The sequence below is a fragment of the Actinosynnema sp. NPDC059797 genome, from assembly GCF_042732085.1.
GTDB lineage: Bacteria > Actinomycetota > Actinomycetes > Mycobacteriales > Pseudonocardiaceae > Actinosynnema.
Genome location: NZ_JBHWIE010000055.1, coordinates 1 through 21,269 on the forward strand (window position 1 = coordinate 1; position 21,269 = coordinate 21,269).

Annotated in this window: 16 protein-coding genes and 1 pseudogene; 11 read left to right on the plus strand and 6 right to left on the minus strand. The window is 74.3% G+C overall.

Features of this window, described 5'->3' with window-relative positions; translation table 11 throughout:
* Positions 1-206 precede the first annotated feature (206 nt).
* Entirely contained in the window at positions 207-1,229 is a 1,023-nt protein-coding gene (locus ACFV4N_RS16420) for a Gfo/Idh/MocA family protein (RefSeq protein WP_499673390.1), read from the plus strand.
* A gap of 179 nt (positions 1,230-1,408) precedes the next feature.
* On the opposite strand, the gene ACFV4N_RS16425 is transcribed toward ACFV4N_RS16420, so the two are convergent.
* Both ACFV4N_RS16425 and ACFV4N_RS16430 read right to left on the minus strand, forming a co-directional pair.
* The gene (locus tag ACFV4N_RS16425; RefSeq protein WP_499673363.1) at positions 1,409-2,440 is read right to left on the minus strand and encodes an LCP family protein; all 1,032 of its coding nucleotides are present in this window, start codon (positions 2,438-2,440) and stop codon (positions 1,409-1,411) included.
* On the minus strand, positions 2,437-2,940 hold the full coding sequence (locus tag ACFV4N_RS16430; protein ID WP_499673364.1) for a SigE family RNA polymerase sigma factor: 504 nt from the start codon (positions 2,938-2,940) through the stop codon (positions 2,437-2,439). The genes ACFV4N_RS16425 and ACFV4N_RS16430 overlap by 4 nt, the downstream gene beginning before the upstream one ends.
* A 127-nt stretch (positions 2,941-3,067) precedes the next feature.
* Here ACFV4N_RS16430 and ACFV4N_RS16435 point away from each other — a divergent pair, with 127 nt between their 5' ends.
* From ACFV4N_RS16435 to ACFV4N_RS16465, 7 genes are all read left to right on the plus strand, one after another.
* The gene (locus tag ACFV4N_RS16435; protein ID WP_499673365.1) at positions 3,068-3,268 is read left to right on the plus strand and encodes a hypothetical protein; all 201 of its coding nucleotides are present in this window, start codon (positions 3,068-3,070) and stop codon (positions 3,266-3,268) included.
* Between the two features lie 132 nt (positions 3,269-3,400).
* The gene (locus tag ACFV4N_RS16440) at positions 3,401-5,725 is read left to right on the plus strand and encodes a phosphoketolase family protein (protein ID WP_499673366.1); all 2,325 of its coding nucleotides are present in this window, start codon (positions 3,401-3,403) and stop codon (positions 5,723-5,725) included.
* Positions 5,722-6,822, plus strand: coding sequence for an acetate/propionate family kinase (locus ACFV4N_RS16445; protein WP_499673367.1), 1,101 nt, complete (start codon positions 5,722-5,724; stop codon positions 6,820-6,822). The genes ACFV4N_RS16440 and ACFV4N_RS16445 overlap by 4 nt, the downstream gene beginning before the upstream one ends.
* A gap of 182 nt (positions 6,823-7,004) precedes the next feature.
* Positions 7,005-8,462, plus strand: a complete 1,458-nt coding sequence (locus tag ACFV4N_RS16450; RefSeq protein WP_499673368.1) for a family 43 glycosylhydrolase — start codon at positions 7,005-7,007, stop codon at positions 8,460-8,462.
* A gap of 75 nt (positions 8,463-8,537) precedes the next feature.
* The gene (locus ACFV4N_RS16455) at positions 8,538-9,908 is read left to right on the plus strand and encodes an AbfB domain-containing protein (RefSeq protein ID WP_499673369.1); all 1,371 of its coding nucleotides are present in this window, start codon (positions 8,538-8,540) and stop codon (positions 9,906-9,908) included.
* A 73-nt stretch (positions 9,909-9,981) separates the two neighbouring features.
* The gene (locus ACFV4N_RS16460) at positions 9,982-11,427 is read left to right on the plus strand and encodes a family 43 glycosylhydrolase (protein ID WP_499673370.1); all 1,446 of its coding nucleotides are present in this window, start codon (positions 9,982-9,984) and stop codon (positions 11,425-11,427) included.
* 80 nt (positions 11,428-11,507) lie between these two features.
* Entirely contained in the window at positions 11,508-12,038 is a 531-nt protein-coding gene (locus ACFV4N_RS16465) for a YflT domain-containing protein (RefSeq protein ID WP_499673371.1), read from the plus strand.
* A gap of 113 nt (positions 12,039-12,151) precedes the next feature.
* Here the strand turns inward: ACFV4N_RS16465 and ACFV4N_RS16470 are convergent, their stop codons facing one another.
* On the minus strand, positions 12,152-12,556 hold the full coding sequence (locus ACFV4N_RS16470; protein WP_499673372.1) for an ATP-binding protein: 405 nt from the start codon (positions 12,554-12,556) through the stop codon (positions 12,152-12,154).
* A 115-nt stretch (positions 12,557-12,671) separates the two neighbouring features.
* On the opposite strand from ACFV4N_RS16470, the gene ACFV4N_RS16475 reads away from it, so the two are divergent.
* Both ACFV4N_RS16475 and ACFV4N_RS16480 read left to right on the plus strand, forming a co-directional pair.
* Positions 12,672-13,994 (plus strand): APC family permease, encoded by a 1,323-nt coding sequence (locus ACFV4N_RS16475; RefSeq protein ID WP_499673373.1) that lies wholly within the window; start codon positions 12,672-12,674, stop codon positions 13,992-13,994.
* Positions 13,995-14,004: 10 nt separating this feature from the next.
* Positions 14,005-15,003, plus strand: coding sequence for a YdcF family protein (locus ACFV4N_RS16480; protein WP_499673374.1), 999 nt, complete (start codon positions 14,005-14,007; stop codon positions 15,001-15,003).
* 48 nt (positions 15,004-15,051) lie between these two features.
* Here ACFV4N_RS16480 and ACFV4N_RS16485 read toward each other — a convergent pair whose 3' ends face one another.
* Together ACFV4N_RS16485 and ACFV4N_RS16490 are read right to left on the minus strand one after the other, a co-directional pair.
* A complete protein-coding gene (locus tag ACFV4N_RS16485; RefSeq protein WP_499673375.1) occupies positions 15,052-16,878 on the minus strand; it encodes a S9 family peptidase in 1,827 nt (608 codons plus the stop codon).
* A gap of 320 nt (positions 16,879-17,198) precedes the next feature.
* Entirely contained in the window at positions 17,199-18,659 is a 1,461-nt protein-coding gene (locus tag ACFV4N_RS16490; RefSeq protein ID WP_499673376.1) for an aldehyde dehydrogenase family protein, read from the minus strand.
* A gap of 59 nt (positions 18,660-18,718) precedes the next feature.
* Here ACFV4N_RS16490 and ACFV4N_RS16495 point away from each other — a divergent pair.
* A pseudogene (locus ACFV4N_RS16495) lies at positions 18,719-20,290 on the plus strand (IclR family transcriptional regulator domain-containing protein); the annotation flags it as partial.
* On the opposite strand, the gene ACFV4N_RS16500 reads toward ACFV4N_RS16495, so the two are convergent.
* Positions 20,280-21,257 carry a DMT family transporter gene (locus ACFV4N_RS16500; protein WP_499673377.1) on the minus strand — a complete coding sequence of 326 codons (978 nt, stop codon included), beginning with the start codon at positions 21,255-21,257 and terminating at the stop codon, positions 20,280-20,282. The pseudogene ACFV4N_RS16495 and the gene ACFV4N_RS16500 sit on opposite strands and share 11 nt — an antisense overlap.
* Positions 21,258-21,269: the final 12 nt, after the last annotated feature.

Below are 21,269 nucleotides of genomic sequence, written 5' to 3' on the forward strand. Positions count from 1 at the left end.
GGTAGCGCAACAGCCCTGCCCTGGTGGTCGTGCTTCTGTGAGAGGAAACCGACCCTATCCAGGCAGGGCTGTTGCGCTGTCACCCCAGACCACCACCACCAGCCAACCCACACCAACAGTTCTGAATAACGCTCTACGACTCGCCGGGGTGGGAGTCGGGGGAGGTTAAGCGGTTAAGGTTGGGTGTGGTGGTGTTGCGGTGGGGAGTGTTGGGGGCTACTTCGCACATTGCCGGGCGGGTTTTGCCGGCGGTGGGGCGGGTGCCGGGGAACGTGGTGGCGGCCGTGGCCAGTCGGCGGGGGCGGGTGGCGGCGGCGGGTGAGGTGGCGCGGCGGTTCGGGGCTCGGGTCCACGACGGGTACGACGCGTTGTTGGGGGACCCCGAGGTGGACGCCGTGTACGTCGCGCTGCCCAATTCCGAGCACGTGACGTGGGTGTTGCGGGCGCTGGAGGCCGGCAAGCACGTGCTGGTGGAGAAGCCGATGGCCCTGTCCGAAGAGGACTGCCTGCGCATCGGGCGCGCTGCCGGGGACCTGGTGGTGATGGAGGCGTACATGTACCGCTTCCACCCGCAGCAGCGGCGGGTCGTCGAGCTCCTCGGGACGGGAGGAGGGGACGAGAGCGGCGGGATCGGCGGGATCGGCGAGTTGAGGGTGGTGCGGGCCGCGTTCGCTTATCCGACCCCGGTCGAGGGCAACATCCGGTTCGACCCCGCGCTCGGTGGCGGCGCCACGTGGGACGTCGGCTGCTACGCGTTCGACGTGCCGTTGTGGGCGTTCGGCGCGGAACCCCGCCGGGTCTGGGCACGGTTCCACGGGGAGCCGGTCGACCTGGGGGCGGTGGCCGTGCTCGACTTCGGCGACGGTCGCTCGGCGGTGCTCGACTACAGCCTGGAGTACGGTCCGCGCGCCCACTACGAGCTACAGGGCACGCGCGGCTCGATCTCCGTGCGCAACGCCTGGACCACCCCGCACGAGGACGGTGTCATCACCGTCGTGACGCTCGACGGGGTGCGGGAGGAGGTCGTGCCCGCTGCGGACGCGTACGAATTGCAGGTGGCCGCGTTCGCGGACGCGGTGAGGGAGGGAAGGGCAGGGAGGGGTGGAGGGAGGCATGGGCGGGAGGGGTTGCTGGTGCCGCTCGGCCACTCGATCCGCACGGCCCGGGTCGGCGAGGCGCTGATCAGGGCGAACGCGGCAGGCGATTGGGCGGAATTGCCACCCCGCTGACGCCCCGAGCCAATCAATCTCCCACCTCAACCCAAACCATCCACCTCCCAACCCCCAACCCCGAACCCCGGCACGCCAGGGCCCGCGCGCCGAGCCCCGCACCCCGGGCTCCAGGCCCCGGCCGCGCCAGGACGGCGCGGCCGGGGGTTGCCGGGTAGCAGGGGTGGCGCCGCCTGTGGTCAGCTCACGCAGTTGTCGGGTCCGGTGGTGGGGGCAGGGGTGCTGTCCGGGCCGGGGTCGGCCAGGTGGTTCGTGGCGAACGCCCGCACCGCCCCCGGGTCCGTCGGCTGCCCCTGGCCCCGGTCGGGCCCCCCGCCGACCTCGGCCGGGTCGAGGACCGGGATGACCGCGCCCCTCACCGCGCCGCCCGGGCGGAGCAGGCCGGCGACCTCCATCGGGTCCCAGCCGGGGTCGGTGAGCACGTCGCGCCGCACGAGTGCCGCCACGCGGGCCAGCGCGGCCGGGTCGCCCGTCAGCTCGGCCGCCCGGGACAGCGCGCTCGTCAGGAACGCCTGGTGCCGCACCGCGCGGTCCACGTCGCCACCGTTCAGGCCCTGCCGCTGGCGCAGGAACGCCAGTGCGTCCGCGCCCCGCAGCGCCTGCCGCCCGGCGGGCAGGTCGACGCCGGCGAGCGGGTCCACCGCCGGGGCCCGCAGGCACACCTCGACGCCGCCCAACGCGTCCGACAGCTCGGCGAAGGCGCTCATCCGCACGGCCGCGTGGTGGTCGACGGGCACACCGGTCAGGTGCGAGACCGCCCGCGCCAACGCCTCCGCGCCCGCCTGGTGCGCGTCCTGGCCCGCGGCCGCCTGGTAGGCGCGGACGTAGGCGTCACCCACCCTGCCCGGACCGACGCCCGGGAGGTCGACCAGGGCGTCCCTGGGCACCGACAGGGTGCTGACCGTGCCGTCCGGGCTGATCCTGGCCACGACGACGGCGTCCGGTCGCGGCACCTCGTCCAAACCCACCAGCAGCACGGTCCGGCCGGTCGGCGGGACCTGCGCGGCGGGTGGTGAGCCCCGGTCGACGACCAGTGGCACGGCCACCGCGACGAGCGCGGCCACGGCGGTCAGCACGCCCACCGCGATCAGGGCGAACGGTCGCCGGCGCGGTCGCCGGGTCCGCAGGCCGGCGAGCACGGCGCGGTGGTCCACGGCTTCGTCGGCCGTGGCCGCGACGGCCTCGCGGATGAGGGCTTCCTGGTCGGTCATCGCAGCACCTCCGCCTGGTTGGTCCGGTCGATTCGCAGGGTCCGCAGCGCGCGGGAGATGTGGCTGCGCACGGTGCCCTCCGTGCAGCCCAGCACCGCGGCGATCTCGGCGTCCGTGCTGTCCTCGTAGTAGCGCAGCACGATCGCGGCCCGCTGCTTGCGCGGCAGCGTCGCGATCAGGGCGCGCATCGCGTCGCGCTCGGCGTGCCGCACGGCCGGGTCGGCCGCGGTCGGGCCCAGCTCGACCAGCGCCGCGTGCGAGGTCGACACCTCTTTCGCGGCTCGGCGCCGCCGCCACGACAGGTAGTCGTTGGTGACCATCCGCTTGACGTAGAGGTGGGGCGCGTCCATCGCCCCGATCCGGTCCCACCGCCGCGAGGCCCGCAGCAGCACCTCCTGGACGATGTCCTGCGCCAGGTGCTTGTCGCAGGTCAGCGCCGTGGCGTAGCGCAAGAGCCGGTCTAGGCGATCGGTGACGAACCGGTCGAAGTCGTCCCGCACGTCGCCCCCTTCTGCCGCTGGGTCGGTTGCGGTCGGGAAACCCCGTGGTGGACGCGCCTCGTTGAACGGTGGTGCTGTGTCGTGCGCCACACCGTTTGCCGGTGCGCGCGGCGGGTAGCCGTCGGCCATGGACTACGAGCCGAGGGAAGAGCGTGAGTACGACGCGGCGAGTCGCGCGTCGCTGGACGAGGGGGCCTCGGGCCCGCTGGACGACATCGGCAACCCGGCCGGGCGCAGCGACACCGGTTCGGACCACCCCGAGGCGAGCCCGACCGGGAACATCGGCGTCTCCGACTACTCGGCGGCCGACGACCCCGACCGCGGCTGACCGGAACCCGCGGGAACCCGACCGGAATCCAAACGGAACCCGTCCGCGGCCGGCCCGGAAGCACCCACCGGGTGAACGCGTCCGGAGCGGAACGGCTTTTCCCGGGCCGCCCGCGCGGGTAGTCCCCAGGGCATGACGACCACGCAGACCCGCGGCACCGAGGCCGTCCAGCGCTACCGGCGGGCGTGTGACTACGCCGCGGCGGCGATGATCTACCTCAAGGACAACGTGCTGCTGCGCGAACCGCTGCGCCGCGAGCACCTCAAGCCGCGGCTGCTCGGCCACTGGGGCACCTGCCCCGGCATCACGCTGCTCTACAGCGGCCTCAACGGCCTGGTGCGGCGCACCGGGCAGCGGGCGCTGCTGGTCACCGGCCCCGGCCACGGCGCGCCCGCCGTGCACGCGAACCTGTGGCTGGAGGGCACGCACGCGGAGCTGGACCCGGCGCTGGGCCGGGACGGCGCGGGCCTGGCCGAGCTGGTGCGCCGGTTCTCCTGGCCGGGCGGCTTCCCCAGCCACCTCTCGCCGGAGGTGCCCGGCGTGGTCCACGAGGGCGGCGAGCTGGGCTACGCGCTGGCCACCGCGTTCGGCGCGGCCTTCGACAAACCCGACCTGCTGGTGGCGTGCCTGGTCGGCGACGGCGAGGCCGAGACCGGTCCCACGGCCGGCTCGTGGCACGCGAACAAGTTCCTCCACCCGCGCACCGACGGCGCGGTGCTGCCGGTGCTGCACCTCAACGGCTACAAGATCTCCTCGCCCACCGTCTACGGCTGCATGTCCGACGAGGAGCTGGTGTCGTACTTCAGCGGTGCGGGCTGGTCGCCGTACGTGGTGGACGTGACGCGCACGGACGACCCGGACGGGTTGCTGGCCGAGACGCTGGACCTGGCGCACGCCGAGATCGCCGCGGTGCGCGAGCGGTGGGAGCCGGGTGAGCGGGCGGTGTGGCCGATGCTGCTGCTGCGCTCCCCGAAGGGCTGGGGCGTGCCCGCGCACGACGCCGGGGGCGAGCCGCTGGAGGGGACATTCCGCGCCCACCAGGTGCCGCTGGGCGGGGTGCACGACGACGACGCCGAGTTCGCGCTGCTGGAGCGGTGGCTGCGGTCCTACCGGCCCGAGGAGCTGTTCGACGCCGACGGCCGCCCGCACGACGACCTGCTCGCCGAGCTGCCGCCGGAACAGCTGCGACTGGGGCGGGTGCCCGAGGCGAACGGCGGCCGGTTGCGCCGGGACCTGCCGCTGCCCGACCTCGCGCCGTTCGCGGTGGACGTGCCCGAGCCGGGCTCCGGGAGCGCGAGCCCGACCGGCGCGGCGGGGGAGTGGCTGGCCGAGCTGGTGCGGGCCACCGAGGACCGCCGCGACTTCCGCGTGGTCTGCCCCGACGAGCTGGAGTCCAACAAGCTCGGCGCGCTGCTGGAGGCGACCGACCGGGCGTTCACCTGGCCGCTGCCCGACACCGCCGAGCACGTCGCGCCGGGCGGCCGGGTGCTGGAGGTGCTGTCGGAGCACCTGTGCCAGGGCTGGCTCCAGGGCTACCTGCTGACCGGGCGGCACGGCCTGTTCCCGTGCTACGAGGCGTTCGCCTCGATCGTGGACAGCATGGTCAACCAGTACGCCAAGTTCCTCAAGGTGGCGGGCGAGGTGCCGTGGCGGGAGCCGGTGGCGAGCCTGAACCACCTGCTCACCAGCGAGGGCTGGCGGCAGGAGCACAACGGCTACAGCCACCAGGGCCCCGGCTTCCTCAACAACCTGCTCACCAAGAAACCCGGTACCGCGCGGGTCTACCTGCCGCCGGACGCCAACACCCTGCTGGTCACGCTGCGGGACTGCCTGGCCTCCACCGACCGGATCAACCTGGTGGTCGCGGGCAAGAACGCGGGCGCGCAGTGGCTGGACCTCCAGGCCGCCGAGCGGCACTGCGCGGCGGGCGCGGGCGTGTGGGAGTGGGCTTCGACCGGCGGCGACCCGGACGTGGTGCTGGCGTGCGCGGGCGGCATCCCCACCGTCGAGGTGCTGGCGGCGGCCTCGATCCTGCGCGACCGCGCGCCCGACCTGGCCGTGCGCGTGGTCAACGTCGTGGACCTGCTGTCGCTGGCGCCCGCCGACCGGCACCCGCACGGCCTGGCCGACGAGGACTTCGCCGCCTGCTTCCCCGAGGGCGTCCCGGTCGTGTTCGGCTTCCACGGCTACCCCTCGGCGGTGCACGAGACGCTGCACGGCCGGCCCGGCACCGAGCGGTTCCACGTCCACGGCTACCTGGAGGAGGGCACCACGACCACGCCCTACGACCTGCTCGTGAGCAACCGCATGAGCCGGCACGACCTGGCCGCCGACGCGCTGCGCCGCACCGGCCGCGACGACACCGCCGTGCTGGCGGAGCGGGACGACCTGCGGGCCGCCGCCCACCGCGACGGCGTGGACCCCGAGGCCGTCACCGGGTGGCGGTGGGGCGCGTGAACGCCGTCCTGACCGTCAACGCCGGTTCCAACAGCCTCAAGGCCCACCTGGTCGACACCGGCTCCGAAGAGGTCCTGGACTCCGTCGACGTGGACGGCGCACCGGACTCCGACGAGGCCCGCCGCGCCCTGGACGACCTGCTGGACCGCCTCGACGGCGACCTCGTCGCGGTCGCGCACCGGCTCGTGCACGGCGGCCCGGACCTGCGCGCCGCCACGCCCGTCGACGACGCGGCCCTGGCCGCCGCCCGCCGCGCCGAGGACCTGGCGCCGCTGCACGTGCCGCCCGCGCTGCGGCTGCTGGAGGTGCTGCGCGAACGGCTGCCCGACCCGCCGCACGTGCTGTGCCCGGACACCGCTTTCCACGCCGACCTGCCCGAGGTCGCCGCCACCTACCCGCTGCCCGCCGAGTGGCGGGAGCGCCACGGCCTGCGCCGCTACGGCTTCCACGGCTTGTCCTACCGGTGGGCGCTGGACCGGACGGCGGAGATCCTCGACCGGCCCGCCGGCGGGGTGAGCGCGCTGCTGGCGCACCTGGGCGGCGGCTGCTCGGTGTGCGCGGTGCGGGACGGGCGCAGCGTGGACACCTCGATGGGCTTCACGCCGCTGGAGGGCGTGCCCATGTCCAAGCGCTCGGGCAGCGTCGACCCCGGGATGCTGCTGTGGCTGCTGCGCCACGGCCTCGACCTGGACGCCCTCGACCACGGCCTCAACCACGAGTCCGGCCTGCTGGGGCTGTCCGGCGGGCGGTCCGGCGACACCCGGGACCTGGTCGCGGCGGCGGGCGACGACCCGGCGGCGGCGCTGGCGCTGCGCGTGTTCGCCCACCGGGTGCGGCGCGAGCTGGCCGCCGCGGCGACCTCGCTGGACCGGCTCGACGCGCTGGTGTTCACCGGCGAGATCGGCTGGGACCAGCCGGAGGTGCGGGCGGACGTGGTGGCGGGGCTGTCGCTGCTGGGCGTGCCCGGCGAGCTGTCGTCCACATCGGACGGTGACGGGGTGGTCAGCCCGACCGGGGCGCGGGTCCCGGTGCTGGTCGTGCGGCCGCGCGAGGAGCTCCAGCTGTGCCGGGACGCGCTCGGCGCACTGGGCGGCTGAGCCTCATCTGTTATCGCTAACAACTGTTAACACGGTCGTGGCCCGTGGCTGACAAGGTTGTCATAAGGCGCCGAAACCAGGCCGAAATTCGGTGTTGAGGTGAACGACACCTCGCTGTTAGCGTTAACAGGCCCCGCCGGTACCTCAGACCTCTTCCGTGCAGCGTCGCAGGGAGTGAACCGATGAGAACCACCCTCGTCCTCGCCACGACGGCGGTCCTGCTCGGCGGTGGCGTGGCGGCCACCCCGCCGGCGACCGCGGCCACCGTGGACACCAGCGCCTCCTACGTCCTGGTCAACCGCAACAGCGGCAAGGCCCTGGACGTCTACAACCTCGCCACGAACGACGGGGCGCGGATCACGCAGTGGTCCCGCAACGACGGCGCCTGGCAGCAGTGGCAGTTCGTCGACTCCGGCGGCGGCTACTACCGCGTCAAGTCCCGGCACAGCGGCAAGGTCCTGGAGTTCACCTCCACCGCCGACCGCGCCGGCCTGGTGCAGAACACCGACGCCAACCGCACCGGGCAGCAGTTCCGGTTGGCCGACTCCGACGGCGGCCACGTGCGGCTGGTCAACCGGGCCGGCGGCAAGGCGGTGGACGTGCTGGACTTCTCCACCGCCGACGGCGCCGACGTGATCCAGTGGCCCGACACCGGCGGCGCGAACCAGCAGTGGCAGCTCGTCAAGCTCGGCGCCGGCGGCTCCGGCACCTTCGCCAACCCGATCAAGCGCAACGGCCCGGACCCGTGGCTCCAGTACCACGACGGGTACTACTACCTGGCCACCACGACGTGGAACTCCACCATCACCATGCGCCGCTCGCGCACCCTGGGCGGGCTGTCGAGCGCGCCGGACCAGGTGGTCTTCAACCTGTCGGGTCGCCCGAACGGGTGCTGCAACATGTGGGCGCCGGAGTTCCACCTGCTCAACGGCCGCTGGTACCTGTACTACGTGGCCGGGCAGAACGTGCAGGACTTCAACCCGACCCAGCGGCTGCACGTGCTGGAGTCGGCCGGCACGGACCCGATGGGCCCGTACAGCTTCAAGGCCGACCTGGGCAACACCTGGGAGCTGGACCCCAGCATCCTCCAGCACAACGGCAGGCTGTACCTGATGGGCAGCGCGATGGACGGCACCCAGTCGCTGACCATCACCCCGCTGTCCAACCCGTGGACGATCAGCGGGTCGCGCCGCACGATCTCCCAGCCCACGCTGGCCTGGGAGCGCCAGACGCACCCGGTCAACGAGGGCGCCGAGCCGCTGTACCGCAACGGCCGCACGATGATCGTCTACTCCGCCAGCGCCTGCTGGGGCCCCGACTACAAGCTGGGCCTGCTCACCCTCACCGGCTCCGACCCGCTCAACCGCTCGCACTGGACCAAGTCGCCCAACCCGGTGTTCCAGCGCAGCGACGCCAACGGCGTGTTCGCCCCCGGCCACAACGGGTTCTTCAAGTCGCCCGACGGCACCGAGGACTGGATCGTCTACCACGCCAACGACTCGGCGTCCGGCGGTTGCGACATGAACCGCTCCACCCGCGCGCAGAAGTTCACCTGGAACGCCGACGGCACGCCGAACTTCGGCGCCCCGGTACGGCTCGGCGCCACGCTCGCCGCCCCCTCCGGCGAGCCCGCGGCCTGACCGAGCGCCCCTCCGGTGGCCGGCGGTCCCTCTCCCACCGCCGGCCACCACCCTCCCCTGCCCTCAGGAGCACCCATGCCGCACCGACGCACGTTCCTGGCCGGCGGGTTGTCCGCCGCCGCCCTGGCCGCCGCGGGCCGCACCGCCGCCGCGGCGCCCGGTGACTCCGCCTACGTGATGGGCTACTTCACCGAGTCGCCCGACCGGCTGGCCAACCGCTACGCCCTGCACCTGGCCGTCAGCCCGGACGGCCTCCAGTGGACCCCGCTGAACCAGGGCAACCCGGTGGCCACGCCGACCGCGGGCACGCGCGGCCTGCGCGACCCGTTCATCCTGCGCAAGCAGACCGGCGGGTTCGTGGTGCTGGCCACCGACCTCAACGGCACCGACTTCACCCGGCAGAACCAGTACATCCACGCCTGGGACTCGGCCGACCTGCGGTCGTTCACCAACTACCGCAGGCTGAGGATGCACTCGATGCCGACCCACACGTGGGCGCCCGAGGCGTTCTGGGACGCCGCGCGCGGCCGGTACGGCATCCTCTACTCGGCCAACAGCGGCGGCCGCGACGCGTTCTACGTCAACTACACCACCGACTTCGCCACCGTCTCCGCGCCGCAGCTGTTCTTCGACCCCGGGTTCAACGTCCTGGACGCCACCGTGCACGTCGGCAACGGGATGAACTACCTGTACTACAAGAGCTTCGCCGACGGCCGCCTCTACGGCGCGCGCTCCACCACCCTCAACCCCCGCAGCTTCGACCGCGGCACCTACACCAGCGGCGTGGTCAACGGCGGCATCGAGGCCCCCGTCGTGGTCAAGGCGCACAACCGGAACGAGTGGTTCCTGTGGGGCGACTCGTTCTCCCCGGTCAACGGCGAGCTGTACGCGTGGCGCAGCGGCGACGTCAACAGCAACTCCTGGACGCCCCTGACCAAGGACCGGTACACCCAGCCGCTCAACGCCAAGCACCCCACCATCTGCGGCATCACCGCCGCCGAGCACAGCGCGCTGCTGTCCCGCTGGGGCGCGCCGACGTGGCACCGGATCAAGTCCTACAACCACCCCGACCACCTGATCCGGCACGCCGGCAACGCCGGCCGCATCGACCCCTACCCGTTCGACCCGTACCAGGACTCGATGTGGCAGCTCGTGCCCGGCCTGGCCGCGTCGTCCGGGGTCTCGTTCCGCTCGGTCAACCACCCGGACCGCTACCTGCGGCACTCCGGGTACGTGGTGGGCCTGGCCGCCGACGACGGCAGCCCGACGTTCGCCGCCGACGCCACCTTCCACCGCGTGCCCGGCCTGGCCGACGGGGCGTGGACGTCGTTCCGCTCGCACAACTTCCCGGACCGCCACCTCCGCCACGCCGACCACCTGCTGCGCATCGACCCGATCTCCACCGCGACCGACCGCGCCGACGCCACCTTCCAGGTCGGCCACTGACGTGCGCGCCCACCTGGTGACCCCCGTGCGCGGCGACGCCCGCCGCACCCCTCGGCCGAACGGAGCGACGACCATGAGAACCGCAGCACACCGACGCCCGATCCTGCTCGTGATCGCGTTCCTGACCGCGTTCGCGGGCCTGGTGGTGGCGCCCGCCCACGCCACGCCCGCCGTGCAGTACGCGAACCCGATCGCCAACCAGCGGGCCGACCCGCACATCTTCAAGCACACCGACGGCTACTACTACTTCACCGCCACCGCGCCGGAGTACGACCGGATCGTGCTGCGGCGGGCCACCACCATCCAGGGCCTGGCGAGCGCGCCGGAGTCGGTGATCTGGCGGCGGCACACCAGCGGCGAGATGGGCGCCCACATCTGGGCGCCGGAGATCCACCACGTCAACGGCAGGTGGTACGTCTACTTCGCCGCCGGGCGCACCGACGACGTGTGGCGCATCCGCCCCTACGTGCTGGAGAACTCCAGCGCCAACCCGCTGACCGGCTCCTGGACCGAGCGGGGGAAGGTCAACGTCCCCTGGGACACCTTCTCCCTGGACATGTCGACCTTCGTGGTCAACGGCGTGCGGTACCTGACCTGGGCGCAGGCCGAGCCGGGCATCGCCACCAACTCCAACGTCTACCTCGCCCGGATGGGCGCCAACCCCTGGCAGATCACCGGCGCCGTCGCCCGGCTGACCGTGCCGACCCTGGCGTGGGAGACGCGCGGCGGGGTCAAGGTCGCCGAGGGGCCCACCGTCATCCAGCGCGACGGCCGCGTCTTCATGACCTACTCGGCCAGCGCCACCGACGCCAACTACTGCCTCGGGATGCTCACCGCGAACGCCTCGTCCGACCTGCTCAACCCCGCCTCGTGGACGAAGTCCCAGAACCCGGTGTTCGAGTCCAACGCCGCCACCGGCCAGTACGGGCCCGGCCACAACTCCTTCACCGTCTCCGAGGACGGTCGCAGCGACGTCCTCGTCTACCACGACCGCAACTACCGCGACATCTCCGGCGACCCGCTGCGCGACCCCAACCGCCGCACCCGCGTGCAGAAGGTCTACTGGAACGCCGACGGCACGCCCGACTTCGGCATCCCGGTCGCGGACGGGCCCACCCCGGTGCGGTTGAAGTCCTACAACTACCCGGACCGGTTCGTCCGGCACTACGACTTCAGGGCCCGCGTGGAGGCGAACGTGCGGCCGCTGGCCGACTCGCAGTTCCGCCTGGTGCCGGGCCTCGCCGGCTCGGGCACGGTGTCCCTGGAGTCGACCAACTACCCGGGCTACTACCTGCGGCACCGCGACTACCAGCTGTACGTGGAGCGCAACGACGGCTCGTCGCTGTTCCGGGGCGACGCCAGCTTCACCCGCCGCGCCGGGCTGGCCGACGGCTCGGCCGCGTCGTTCGAGTCGCAGAACCTCCCCGGCCGGTACGTCAGGCACAACGGCACCACCCTCAGCGTGGACGCGGTCAGTGACGCCGTCGGCCGCGCGGATGCCACGTTCGTGTTGGAGTAATCGCCCGGAAGGAGACGCTTGAGCGGTCGGGAAGTGGGAACTCACCCCGGGAACGACGACACGGAGGTAGGTGGGTTCCCATGTCCCGACCGCACGACCAGGCGGGGGACGCCCGTGAGCAGCGGGTGGTGCTCGGCAGCTACCGCGACTACGCGGACGCGGAGCGGGTGGTCGACCGCCTGTCCGACGCCGGGTTCCCGGTCGAGCACACCGCGATCGTGGGCCGCGGCCTCAACAGCGTCGAGCAGGTCACCGGGCGGCTGACGACCCTGCGGGCCGCGGGGCAGTCGGCGCTGTCCGGCGCGGTGCTCGGCGCCCTGTTCGGCTGGCTCTTCGGCCTGTTCAACTGGATCAACCCGGTGATCTCCGGCCTGCTGCTCGCGTTCTACGGCCTGCTGTTCGGCGCCGCGCTGGGCGCGGTGCTCGGCGCGGTCGGGCACTCGATGACCGGCGGCAGGCGGGACTTCTCGTCGATCGCGGCCATGCGGGCCGACAGCTACGAGGTGCTGGTGTCGGCGCACCTGGCCGACCAGGCCGTGCAGGCGCTGGGCGGCGCGCCCGCACCGCGCGCGGACAGCCCCGCGCCCGCGCCGCGCCCGACGACCACCTGAGCCGGGGTCGATCGAGGGGTCACCCGGGCGGGGTCACCCGGGCGGGGTCACCCGGGCAGGGCGCACGAGCCCGGCTCCGGCCGGGCTCGAGTTCGAGCCCGCCTTCGGCCGGGTCAGGTGGCCCAGACCTCGGCCCAGACGACCTTGTACCGCTCGTGGCAGTGGAAGCCCCAGTGCGACGCCAAGCGGTTGACCAGCAGCAGGCCGGAGACCGGCGTCGCCGCGCCCGGTCTGCCCAGGACCGGCAGCCGGCTCGGGCTGTGGTCCTGCACCTCCACCCGCAACGCGCGGCCCTCGCGCCGCAGCCGGACGAGGTGGGGCACCTCGGCGTGCCGGCGCGCGTTGGCGATCAGCTCCCGCGCGATCAGCGCGAAGTTCCGGGCGGGCTCGTCGGGGAGGTCGCCGGCGGTCTCGCGGACCCAGCGGCCGACGTCCACCGGCGGCGGTGCCCCGGACGGCAGCGGTGCCCCGGGCGGCGTCGGGTCGAGGTCGTCGTCCGGCAACCCCGTCGCGTCCATCTGCAAGCACCGCCTCAAGCGCCCTGTGTGCTCAAGACGCAGGGCCGGTGTACCCGCGCCGCGGCAGTGCCAAACCCGTGCTTCGAGGGGATCCCCACCGGGTACCGGGACGGGCATGGAGACCACCCTCAGACGGGCCGTCAGCACCCCCTTGCTGTACTTCTTCATCCTCGGCGACACCCTCGGCGCGGGTGTCTACGTGCTGATCGGCTCGATCGCCGGCGAGTCCGGGGGAGCGGTGTGGCTGCCCCTGCTCACCGCGCTGGCCCTGGCCTCCCTGACCGCCGCCTCCTACGCCGAGCTGGCCACCAGGTACCCGCGCGCGGGCGGCGCGTCCCACTACGCGACCAGGGCGTTCGGCCCGGCGGCCGGCTCGCTGGTCGGGGTCTGCATGCTGGCCGCGGGCATCGTGTCGGTCGGCGCGCTGGCGCGGGCGTTCGCGGGCGACTACCTGCGGGCCCTGGTGTCGTTGCCGGCGGCCGCGGTCGTCGTGGTGTTCCTCGTGGCCCTGGCGCTGCTCAACATCCGGGGTATCAAGGAGTCCCTGGGCGCCAACGTGGCCGCCACGCTCGTCGAGGTCGGCGGCTTGGCGCTGGTCATCGGCCTGGGCACGTGGGTGGTGCTGCGGGGCGACGCCGACCTCGGGCGGCTCACCGAGGTCGGGACCGGCGAGCAGGGCGTCGTCGCGGCGACCCTGGCGGGCGCGGTGCTGGCCTACTACTCGTTCGTCGGGTTCGAGACCTCGGTGAACCTGGCCGAGGAGGTCCGGGACCCGCGCCGGTCCTACCCGGTCGCCCTGTTCGGCGCGCTGCTCACCGCCGGCGCGGTCTACCTGCTGCTGGGGCTGGTGACCAGCGCGTCCGTGCCCACCGACCAGCTGGCCTCCTCCACCGGCCCGCTGCTGGAGGTGGTGCGGGTGGCGGGCGGCGTGCCCGAGGAGCTGTTCAGCGTCATCGCGCTGGTCGCGGTCGCCAACGGCGCGCTGCTCACCGGCATCATGTCCTCCCGGCTGGCCTACGGCATGGCCCGGGACGGCCTGCTGCCCGCGCCGCTGACCCGCGTGCTGCCGACCAGGCGCACGCCGTGGGTCGCCATCACCGCCACCTCGGCGCTGTCCCTGGTGCTCGCGCTGACCGGCGAGGTCGCCGCGCTCGCCGAGACGCTGGTCCTGCTGCTGCTCATCGTGTTCACCGCGGTCAACGCGGCCGTGCTGGTGCTGCGCCGCCGCCGCGACGACGGCGAACCGGACCACTTCCGGGTGCCCGCGGTCGTGCCCGTGCTGGGCATCGCCTCGTGCCTGCTGCTGTTCACCCGCATCGACGGCGCGGTGTGGCTGCGCGGCTTGGCCCTGGTCGGCCTGGGCCTGCTGCTGGCCGCGGTGAACACCGTGCGGCGGGCGAGGGGTGGCGGCTCGTCCGGCGCGGCGCCCGCCGCCTAGATTCGCACCCATGATCTTCGGGATCGCGGCCGTCGTCCCCGCGCTGTTCTTCGTCGTCGGCATGGTCCGGGACCGGCGGCGGATCGCCAACGCCGTGTGGCTCGGCGTGACCCTCGTGCTCCTGCTGCTGTGGCTGGTCTTCCGCGCCACCGAGGCCGAGGGGTGGGCGGCGGTCGCGGTCGGGTACGCGTTCGTGGCCGCCGCCGTCGGGTTGGGGCTCGTGCTGCCGGTCGCGCTGCTCGCCAACGGCGTGGTGATGCTCAAGCGCGAGGGGTTGAAGCCCGCCAACCTGCTGTCGCTGCTGGCCGGGCTGGCGATCCTCGGCGTGGTCTTCGCCTTCGCGTTCGCCACGGCGCGCACCGGGCCGGTGGTCGACGCCGTGATCGGGGCGCTGCTGGTGGTGGCGGCCTACGTCGCGTTCCTGTTCGTCAGCCTCCTGCTCTACTCGGTCGTCTACGGCAGCGTCGGCCGCCGCAGCGGGTTCGACGCGGTGGTGGTGCTCGGGGCCGGCCTGATCGGCGACCGCGTCCCGCCGCTGCTGGCGAGCAGGCTCGACCGCGCGCTGCGGCTGTACCGGCGCGAGGTCGACGCCGGGCGCGCGCCGCTGGTCGTGGTCTCCGGCGGCCAGGGGCCGGACGAGGCCGTGCCGGAGGCCGTGGCCATGGCCGAGTACCTGGAGCGCCGAGGCGTGCCGGCCGAGTCGATCGTGCTGGAGGACCGGGCCACCACCACGCAGGAGAACCTGGCCTACAGCGCGGAGCTGCTCGCCGAGCGCGGCCGGACGGGCCGGGCGGTCGCGGTGACGAACAACTTCCACGTCTTCCGCGCCGCCGTGGTGGCCCGGGGGCTGCGGCTGCGGATGCAGATCATCGGCGCGCGCACGGCGTGGTACTTCCTGCCCAGCGCGTTCCTGCGGGAGTTCGTGGCCCTGCTGGCGCAGAACCCCGTCGCGCACGTCCTGTCCTGCGGTCTGCTGGTGGCCCTGTACCTGGCGCTGACCCTGCTGTGAGGCCGGTGCCATGAGCCGGTGCCGTGAGGCCGGTGTTGCGAGGCCGGCTCACACCCGCTGCTCGAACCAGGTGGCGATCAGGTCCACGGTCCGCTCCAGTCCGGCCCGGTCGAGGTCGTGCCCCACGCCGGGGTGCAGCACCAGCTCCACCGGTTTGCCCAGCTCGCGCAGCCTCCGGTGGAGCCGCGCGGACTGCCCGGGATCGACCCGCGTGTCGTTCTCACCGTGCAGGACCAGCACGGGCGCGGTCAACCGGTGGGCGTGGGTGATCGGGCTGCGCGCGGCGAGCCGGGCCGCGTCCGCCGGGTCGTCGGGGTCGCCGACCCAGTCGACCGCCCGCGCGCGCCAGGTCGGCGGGAACGACCGGACGTCGGAGACCAGGTCGAACGCCCCGCACTCGGCCACCCCGGCCCGCCACCGGTGCGGCAGCCGGGTCAGGCAGGTCAGCGCCGCGAACCCGCCGTAGGAGGCGCCGTGCACGCCGAGCCGGGCCGCGTCCGCCCACTCCACCCCGTCCAGCAGCCCGATCGCGGCCTCCCAGTCGGCCAGGTCGCCGCCGCCCCAGTCGCGGTAGACCAGCCGCTGGTGGCGCATCCCGTACCCGGACGAGCCGCGGGCGTTCGGCGCCAGCACGCCGATGCCCCGGGACAGCAGCTCCTGCACCAGCGGGTCGAACACGGGCCGCGCCTGGACCTCCGGTCCGCCGTGGATGGTCACCACCACCGGCGCGGGCGATCCGGCGCTCGCCCCCGGCGGCCGGTACAGCAGGCACGGCACGCGCAGGCCGTCCGCGCTCCCGGCGCGCACGACGGTCGGCACGACCCCCGGGCCGGGCAGCCGCGCGCCGCAGTCGGTGAGCCGCCGGGCCCGCCCGCGCGGCAGGTCGACGAGGAACAGGTCCGCGGCCGCGTCCGGCCGGCCCAGCTGCACCAGCAGGTCGCCTGAGGCGGTGAACCGCAGGGCGTACCCGCCGAACCCGAACTCCTCCACCGCCGACCCGGGCGGCAGGCACGTGACGTGCCGGGGTTCACGCGGTTCGCCCGGACCGCCACCGACCTCGGCCCACCGCAGGCGGGTCCACCCGTCCTCGTTGACGGCCCAGGCCAGGCGCGTCCCGTCCGGGGACAGCGCCGCGCCCTCGACGTCGTGCTCCGGGGTGTCGAGCCAGGTCGGCTCGCCGCCCGGCGCCAGCACCGCGAGCCCCAGGAAGTCCCGGCCCGCCGTCGTGCACGCGTAGACGCCGGACGAGTCGGGCAGCCACGCCACCGGGTGGCACTTGGTCGGCCCGTCGAAGCGGGTCAGCCGCCGCACCCGGTCGTCGGCCAGGTCGACCACGAACAGGTCCTGCTCGGTCTGCTGGTGCAGGCGCAGGACCAGCAGCAGCCGCGAGTCGGGGGAGAAGGCCATCGGCAGGTAGCGGTCGTCGCCGCGCAGCACGATCCGCTCGGCGCCGGTCCGCAGGTCGCGCACCAGCACGTCGAACGCGGTGCGGTCGCGGGCGTTGGAGGCGTAGGCGAGCAGCGCGCCGTCCGGGCTGTACGGCTGCCCGGTGGAGCCGTACGGCGTGCCGATCTCGCACCGCACGCCCTCCTCGGCGGCGAGCCACGTGACCGCGCCGGTCACCGGGTCCACCTCGGCGAGCCGGTGGTCCTCGCGGCCGTCGAGGTCGGTGAGCACGAGCAGCCGCGAACCGTCCGGCCGCCACGCGCACCGGCCGACCGACCCGGGCACGTCGAGCCGCCGCGCCGGACCACCGGCCAACGGCGCCAACCACGGCTGCGGCCGGCCGCCCAGGTCGCTCAGGTACGCCACCAGCGTGCCGTCCGGGCTGGGTTCCGCGCCGGTCAGCAACTCGAAGTCCGTCCACCCGCCCACCGCGGCCCCCTCGGTGATTTCACTTAGTTCAAGGCGATTTTACTTAGTTCAATCCAGGCCAGTCAACCAGAGGTGGGGTGAGGTCGAGAGGGTGGATTCGGCGCTGGGCGGCGCTGGGCGGCGCTGGGTGGCGCTGGGTGGCGCTGGGCGGCGCTGGGTGGCGCTGGGTGGCGCTGGGCGGCGCTGGGTGGCGCTGGGTGGCGCTGGGCGGCGCTGGGTGGGGATCGGGCCGCCCCGTCCCGGCGCGGTCCCCGGACGTATGCCGGGGAGCCGCGCTGGAGCGCCGCGCCGGGAGCCGCTGGAACGAGGCCCGGGAACCGCTAGAACGGGTAAGCCCCGTGGCCGCCCTCGACCGTCAGCCAGCGCGTGGCGGTGAACGCCTCCACGCCCCACCGCCCGCCGAACCGGCCGTAGCCGCTGGCGCCGACGCCGCCGAAGGGCGCCTGCGGCTCGTCGTCCACGGTCTGCCCGCCCACGTGCACGATGCCGGTCCGCAGCCGCCGCGCGATGGCGAGACCCCGCCTGGCGTCCTCGGTCAGCACCCCGGCGGTCAGGCCGTACGGGGTGTCGTTGGCGAGGGCCACGGCCTCGTCCTCGTCCGCCACCTCCGTCACCGCGACGACCGGGCCGAAGACCTCCTCGTGGTGCAGGCGCATGGCCGGGGTGACGCGGTCCAGCACGGTGGCCGGGTGGTGCGCGCCCTCCGGTTCGCCGCCGCCCGCGCGCACCCGCGCACCCGCCGCGACCGCCTCCGCCACCAGGTCGGCCACCCGGCGCGCGGCCCGCGCGTCGACCACCGGGCCGATCACCGTCCCCAGGTCGGTCGGGTCGCCGTGCGGCAGGGAGGCGACCTTCTCGGCCAGCCGCTCGGTGAACTGCTCGGCGATCGAGCGGTCCACCAGGACCCTGTCCGCGGACATGCAGATCTGGCCGGAGTTGGCGAAGGCGCCGAACACGACCGCGTTCACCGCGTGCGCCACGTCGGCGTCGGCGAGCACCAGCACGGCGTTCTTGCCGCCCAGTTCCAGCACGGCGGGCTTGAGGTGCCGCGCGGCCAGTTCGCCGACGACCCGCCCCACGGCGGTCGAGCCGGTGAAGTTCACCACCCGGACCCGCGGGTCGGCGATGAGCGCCTCGGCGACCGGCGCGGCGTCCGCCCGGTCGTTGGTGACCACGTTGAGCACGCCCTCCGGCAAACCCGCCTCGCGCAGCACGTCGGCCAGGAACAGGCCGCTCGCGATCGGCGCGTCCTCGCTGGGCTTGAGCACCGCCGTGTTGCCGACGACCAGCGGTGTCGCGATCGCCCGCGCGCCCAGGATGAGCGGCGCGTTCCACGGCGCGAAGGCCGCCACCACGCCGACCGGCTCGCGGACCGCGAGCGACAGCCTGCCGCCGACCCCCGTGCTCAGCACCTCGCCGACCGGCAGGGTGGCGGACGCGGCGGCCTCCCGGAACACGTCCGCGGCCAGCCCGACGTTGAAGCGCCCCCAGCCCGTCACGGCGCCCGTCTCGGCGGTCATGACCGCCGCCGCCTCGACCGCCCGCGCCTCCCGCAGGTCGGCCGCCGCCGACAGGACCTGTCGCCTGCGGGCCGGCGGCAGCGCCGCCCACGCCGGGAACGCCGCGGCGGCCGCGTCCACCGCCAGGGTGACGTCGGCCGGCCCGGCGGCGGCGACCGTGGCGTAGACCCCGCCTGTGAGAGGAGTGGTGTCGTCGGTGGTCCGCCCGGTCTGAGCAGCCACTTCCCGCCCGCCGATGAGAAGTTCGCGATGGATCGTCATCGTTGACCAATCTGTTCGCTCAGCGAAATCTAGTTCGCAGAGTGGACAAGGCGAGCACAGTGGACCACCCGGAGCCCTACGATGTCGAGGACTTCACGATCACCAGACGGGAACCGACCTTGGCGGACGCCACCGAAGGGGGCACGTTCGAACGGGGCCTGGCCGTCCTGCGGGCCGTGGCCGCCGACCCCGGTCCCCGGCTGCGCCGGGGCGACCTGGCCAAGGCGACCGGCCTGCCGCGCGCCACCGCGGACCGGATCACCGCGACCCTGCTGCGCCTGGGCCACCTGCGCGCCGAGGGCCAGGACGTGGCGCTCGGGCTGCGCGCCATGGCGCTCGGCAACGCCTACCTCGCCTCGTGCGGGCTGGTCGGCCCGGCCACGCCCGTGCTGGACAGGCTGGCCGACGAGCTGGACGAGTCGGTGACGCTGGCCGTGCCCGACCCCGACGGGGCCCGCCTGGTCGCCCAGTCCACCCGGCGGCGCGCGGTCTACCTGGCCTTCCACGTCGGCGACGTGCTGCCCGCCGACCGCACGGCCGCGGGCGTGGTGCTCGCGGCCGACTGGGACGAGGAGCGGTTCGAGTCCTGGCGGCACCGCCACACCGCCGACCCCCTGGACGCGGGCTTCCCGGCAGTGCCGCCGCTCGCCGCGCCGCTCGCCGACCGGGAGGCGGTGTTCCGCGACCGCGTCGCGACGACCCGCGCGCGGGGCTGGGCGCTGGACGACCAGTGGGTCGAGCCGGGCCTGCTGGCCGTCGCCGCGCCCGTGACCGACGGGGCGGGCCGGTCGGTGGCGGCGATCAGCGTGCTCACCCACACCAGCCGCGACCTCGACGTGCCCGGCGCGCTGCTGCCCCGGCTGCGCGCGGCCGTCGCGGACGTGGAAGCCGCGCTGCGCGCGCCCCGTCCGCCCACCGGGAGCGCGCCGGCCGCCGAGGTGGTGCGGTCGGCGAAGGACGCCAAGGACGCCAAGGACGAGGTCGGCATGGGCTTCCTGGAGACCCTGGCGCGCGGCCTGTCCGTCGTCGAGGCGTTCCGCCACGCCCCGGACGGCCTGACCACGAGCGCCGCCGCCGAGCTGACCGGCCTGCCGCGCGCCACCGCGGGCCGCGCGCTCCAGGTCCTGTGCGACACCGGCCACGCGACCAACCGCGGCGGCCGGTTCGCCCTGCTGCCCGCCGTGCTCGACCTCGGCCACGCCCGCCTGTCCCGGCTCACCCTGGCGGACCTCGCCCAGCCGCGCCTGGCGGACCTGGCCGCCGAGCTGGGCGAGTCGGTGTCCATGGCGGTGCTCGACGGCGACCACGTCCGGTACGTGGCGCGGGCCGCGGCGACCAGGGTCATGCGGGTGGACATCTCCGTCGGCACCCGGTTCCCCGCGCACGCCACCTCGATGGGCCGCGTCCTGCTCGCCGACCTGCCCGCCGCCGAACGCGCGCCGCTGCTGCGCCGCGCCGAGCGCCTCACCCGCCACACCACCGTCGGCGAACCGGCCCTGCAAGCCGCCCTCGACGAGGTCGCCGAGCGCGGCTGGGCGCTGGTGGAGGAGGAGCTGCACGAGGGCCTGAGGTCGCTCGCGGTCGGCGTGCGCGACCGGTCGGGCCGGGTCGTCGCGGCGGTCAACACCGCCCTGCACGTCGGCGGGGCGCCGCCGGGGGAGACGGTGGAACGGCTGCTGCCCGCCCTGCGCCGCACGGTGGCGCTGGTGGAAGCCGACCTGGCGCTGGCGTTCGACCAGGCGCCGCTCGTCGTGCACTAGCGGCGGGCCGGCCCAGCAGCACGCCCGCCAGCACCAGCGCCGAGCCCAGCACCTGGTGGGCGGTCAGCCGCTCGCCCGCCAGGAGCACGCCGAGCAGCACGCCGGTCACCGGGTTGAGCAGGCCGATCACGCCCACCGCGCCCGCGTCCAGGCGGCGCAGGCCGGCGAACCACGCGACGAACGCGACCGCCGTGGCCACCACCGACAGGAACGCGAAGCCGAGCAGCGCGTGCCGGGTCGGCGCGGGCGGCGGGCCCTCCACCGCGACCGCGGGCAGCACGAGCACCAGGCCGCCCGCGACCAGTTGCCACGACGTCACCGACAGCACGTCCGACGCCGCGCCCCACCGCTTGGTCAGCACGTGCCCGAACGCCGACATCGCCATCGCCGCCACCGACGCGGCCATGCCCAGCGGGTTCGCCGGACCCAGCCCCGAGGCGAGCACGAGCACCACGCCGAGGATGCCGACGAGCGCGCCCAGGACCACGCGCAGCCGCGGTCGCTCCCCCAGCAGCGGCCACGCCAGGGCGATCATCACCAGCGGCGACGTGGCCATGACCGTCGAGGCCAGGCTGGTCGGGAGCAGTTGGGCGGCCAGGTAGACCAGCGCGAAGAACGCGCCCATGTTCAGCGTGCCCAGCACGAGCGACCGCCACCACCACGAGCCGCGCGGCAGGCGTCGGCGCAGCAGGAGCAGCAGCAGGCCGGCGGGCAGGGCGCGCAGCACCGCGCCCCACAGCGGGTTCCCGGCGGGCAGGAAGTGGTGCGTGACGTAGTAGGTGGAGCCCCACGCGACCGGCGCGACGGCGGTGATCAGCGACCACCTGATGTTTTCCATGGAAGACAATGT

What these genes read in the sequence shown, in the direction of transcription:
- ACFV4N_RS16425 (WP_499673363.1), bottom strand. Translation starts at nt 2,440, where the DNA reads ATGACCGACCAGGAAGCCCTCATCCGCGAGGCCGTCGCGGCCACGGCC.
- ACFV4N_RS16435 (WP_499673365.1), top strand. Translation starts at nt 3,068, where the DNA reads ATGGACTACGAGCCGAGGGAAGAGCGTGAGTACGACGCGGCGAGTCGC.
- ACFV4N_RS16470 (WP_499673372.1), bottom strand. Translation starts at nt 12,556, where the DNA reads ATGGACGCGACGGGGTTGCCGGACGACGACCTCGACCCGACGCCGCCC.
- ACFV4N_RS16475 (WP_499673373.1), top strand. Translation starts at nt 12,672, where the DNA reads ATGGAGACCACCCTCAGACGGGCCGTCAGCACCCCCTTGCTGTACTTC.
- ACFV4N_RS16440 (WP_499673366.1), top strand. Translation starts at nt 3,401, where the DNA reads ATGACGACCACGCAGACCCGCGGCACCGAGGCCGTCCAGCGCTACCGG.
- ACFV4N_RS16450 (WP_499673368.1), top strand. Translation starts at nt 7,005, where the DNA reads ATGAGAACCACCCTCGTCCTCGCCACGACGGCGGTCCTGCTCGGCGGT.
- ACFV4N_RS16455 (WP_499673369.1), top strand. Translation starts at nt 8,538, where the DNA reads ATGCCGCACCGACGCACGTTCCTGGCCGGCGGGTTGTCCGCCGCCGCC.
- ACFV4N_RS16480 (WP_499673374.1), top strand. Translation starts at nt 14,005, where the DNA reads ATGATCTTCGGGATCGCGGCCGTCGTCCCCGCGCTGTTCTTCGTCGTC.
- ACFV4N_RS16490 (WP_499673376.1), bottom strand. Translation starts at nt 18,659, where the DNA reads ATGACGATCCATCGCGAACTTCTCATCGGCGGGCGGGAAGTGGCTGCT.
- ACFV4N_RS16465 (WP_499673371.1), top strand. Translation starts at nt 11,508, where the DNA reads ATGTCCCGACCGCACGACCAGGCGGGGGACGCCCGTGAGCAGCGGGTG.
- ACFV4N_RS16500 (WP_499673377.1), bottom strand. Translation starts at nt 21,257, where the DNA reads ATGGAAAACATCAGGTGGTCGCTGATCACCGCCGTCGCGCCGGTCGCG.
- ACFV4N_RS16460 (WP_499673370.1), top strand. Translation starts at nt 9,982, where the DNA reads ATGAGAACCGCAGCACACCGACGCCCGATCCTGCTCGTGATCGCGTTC.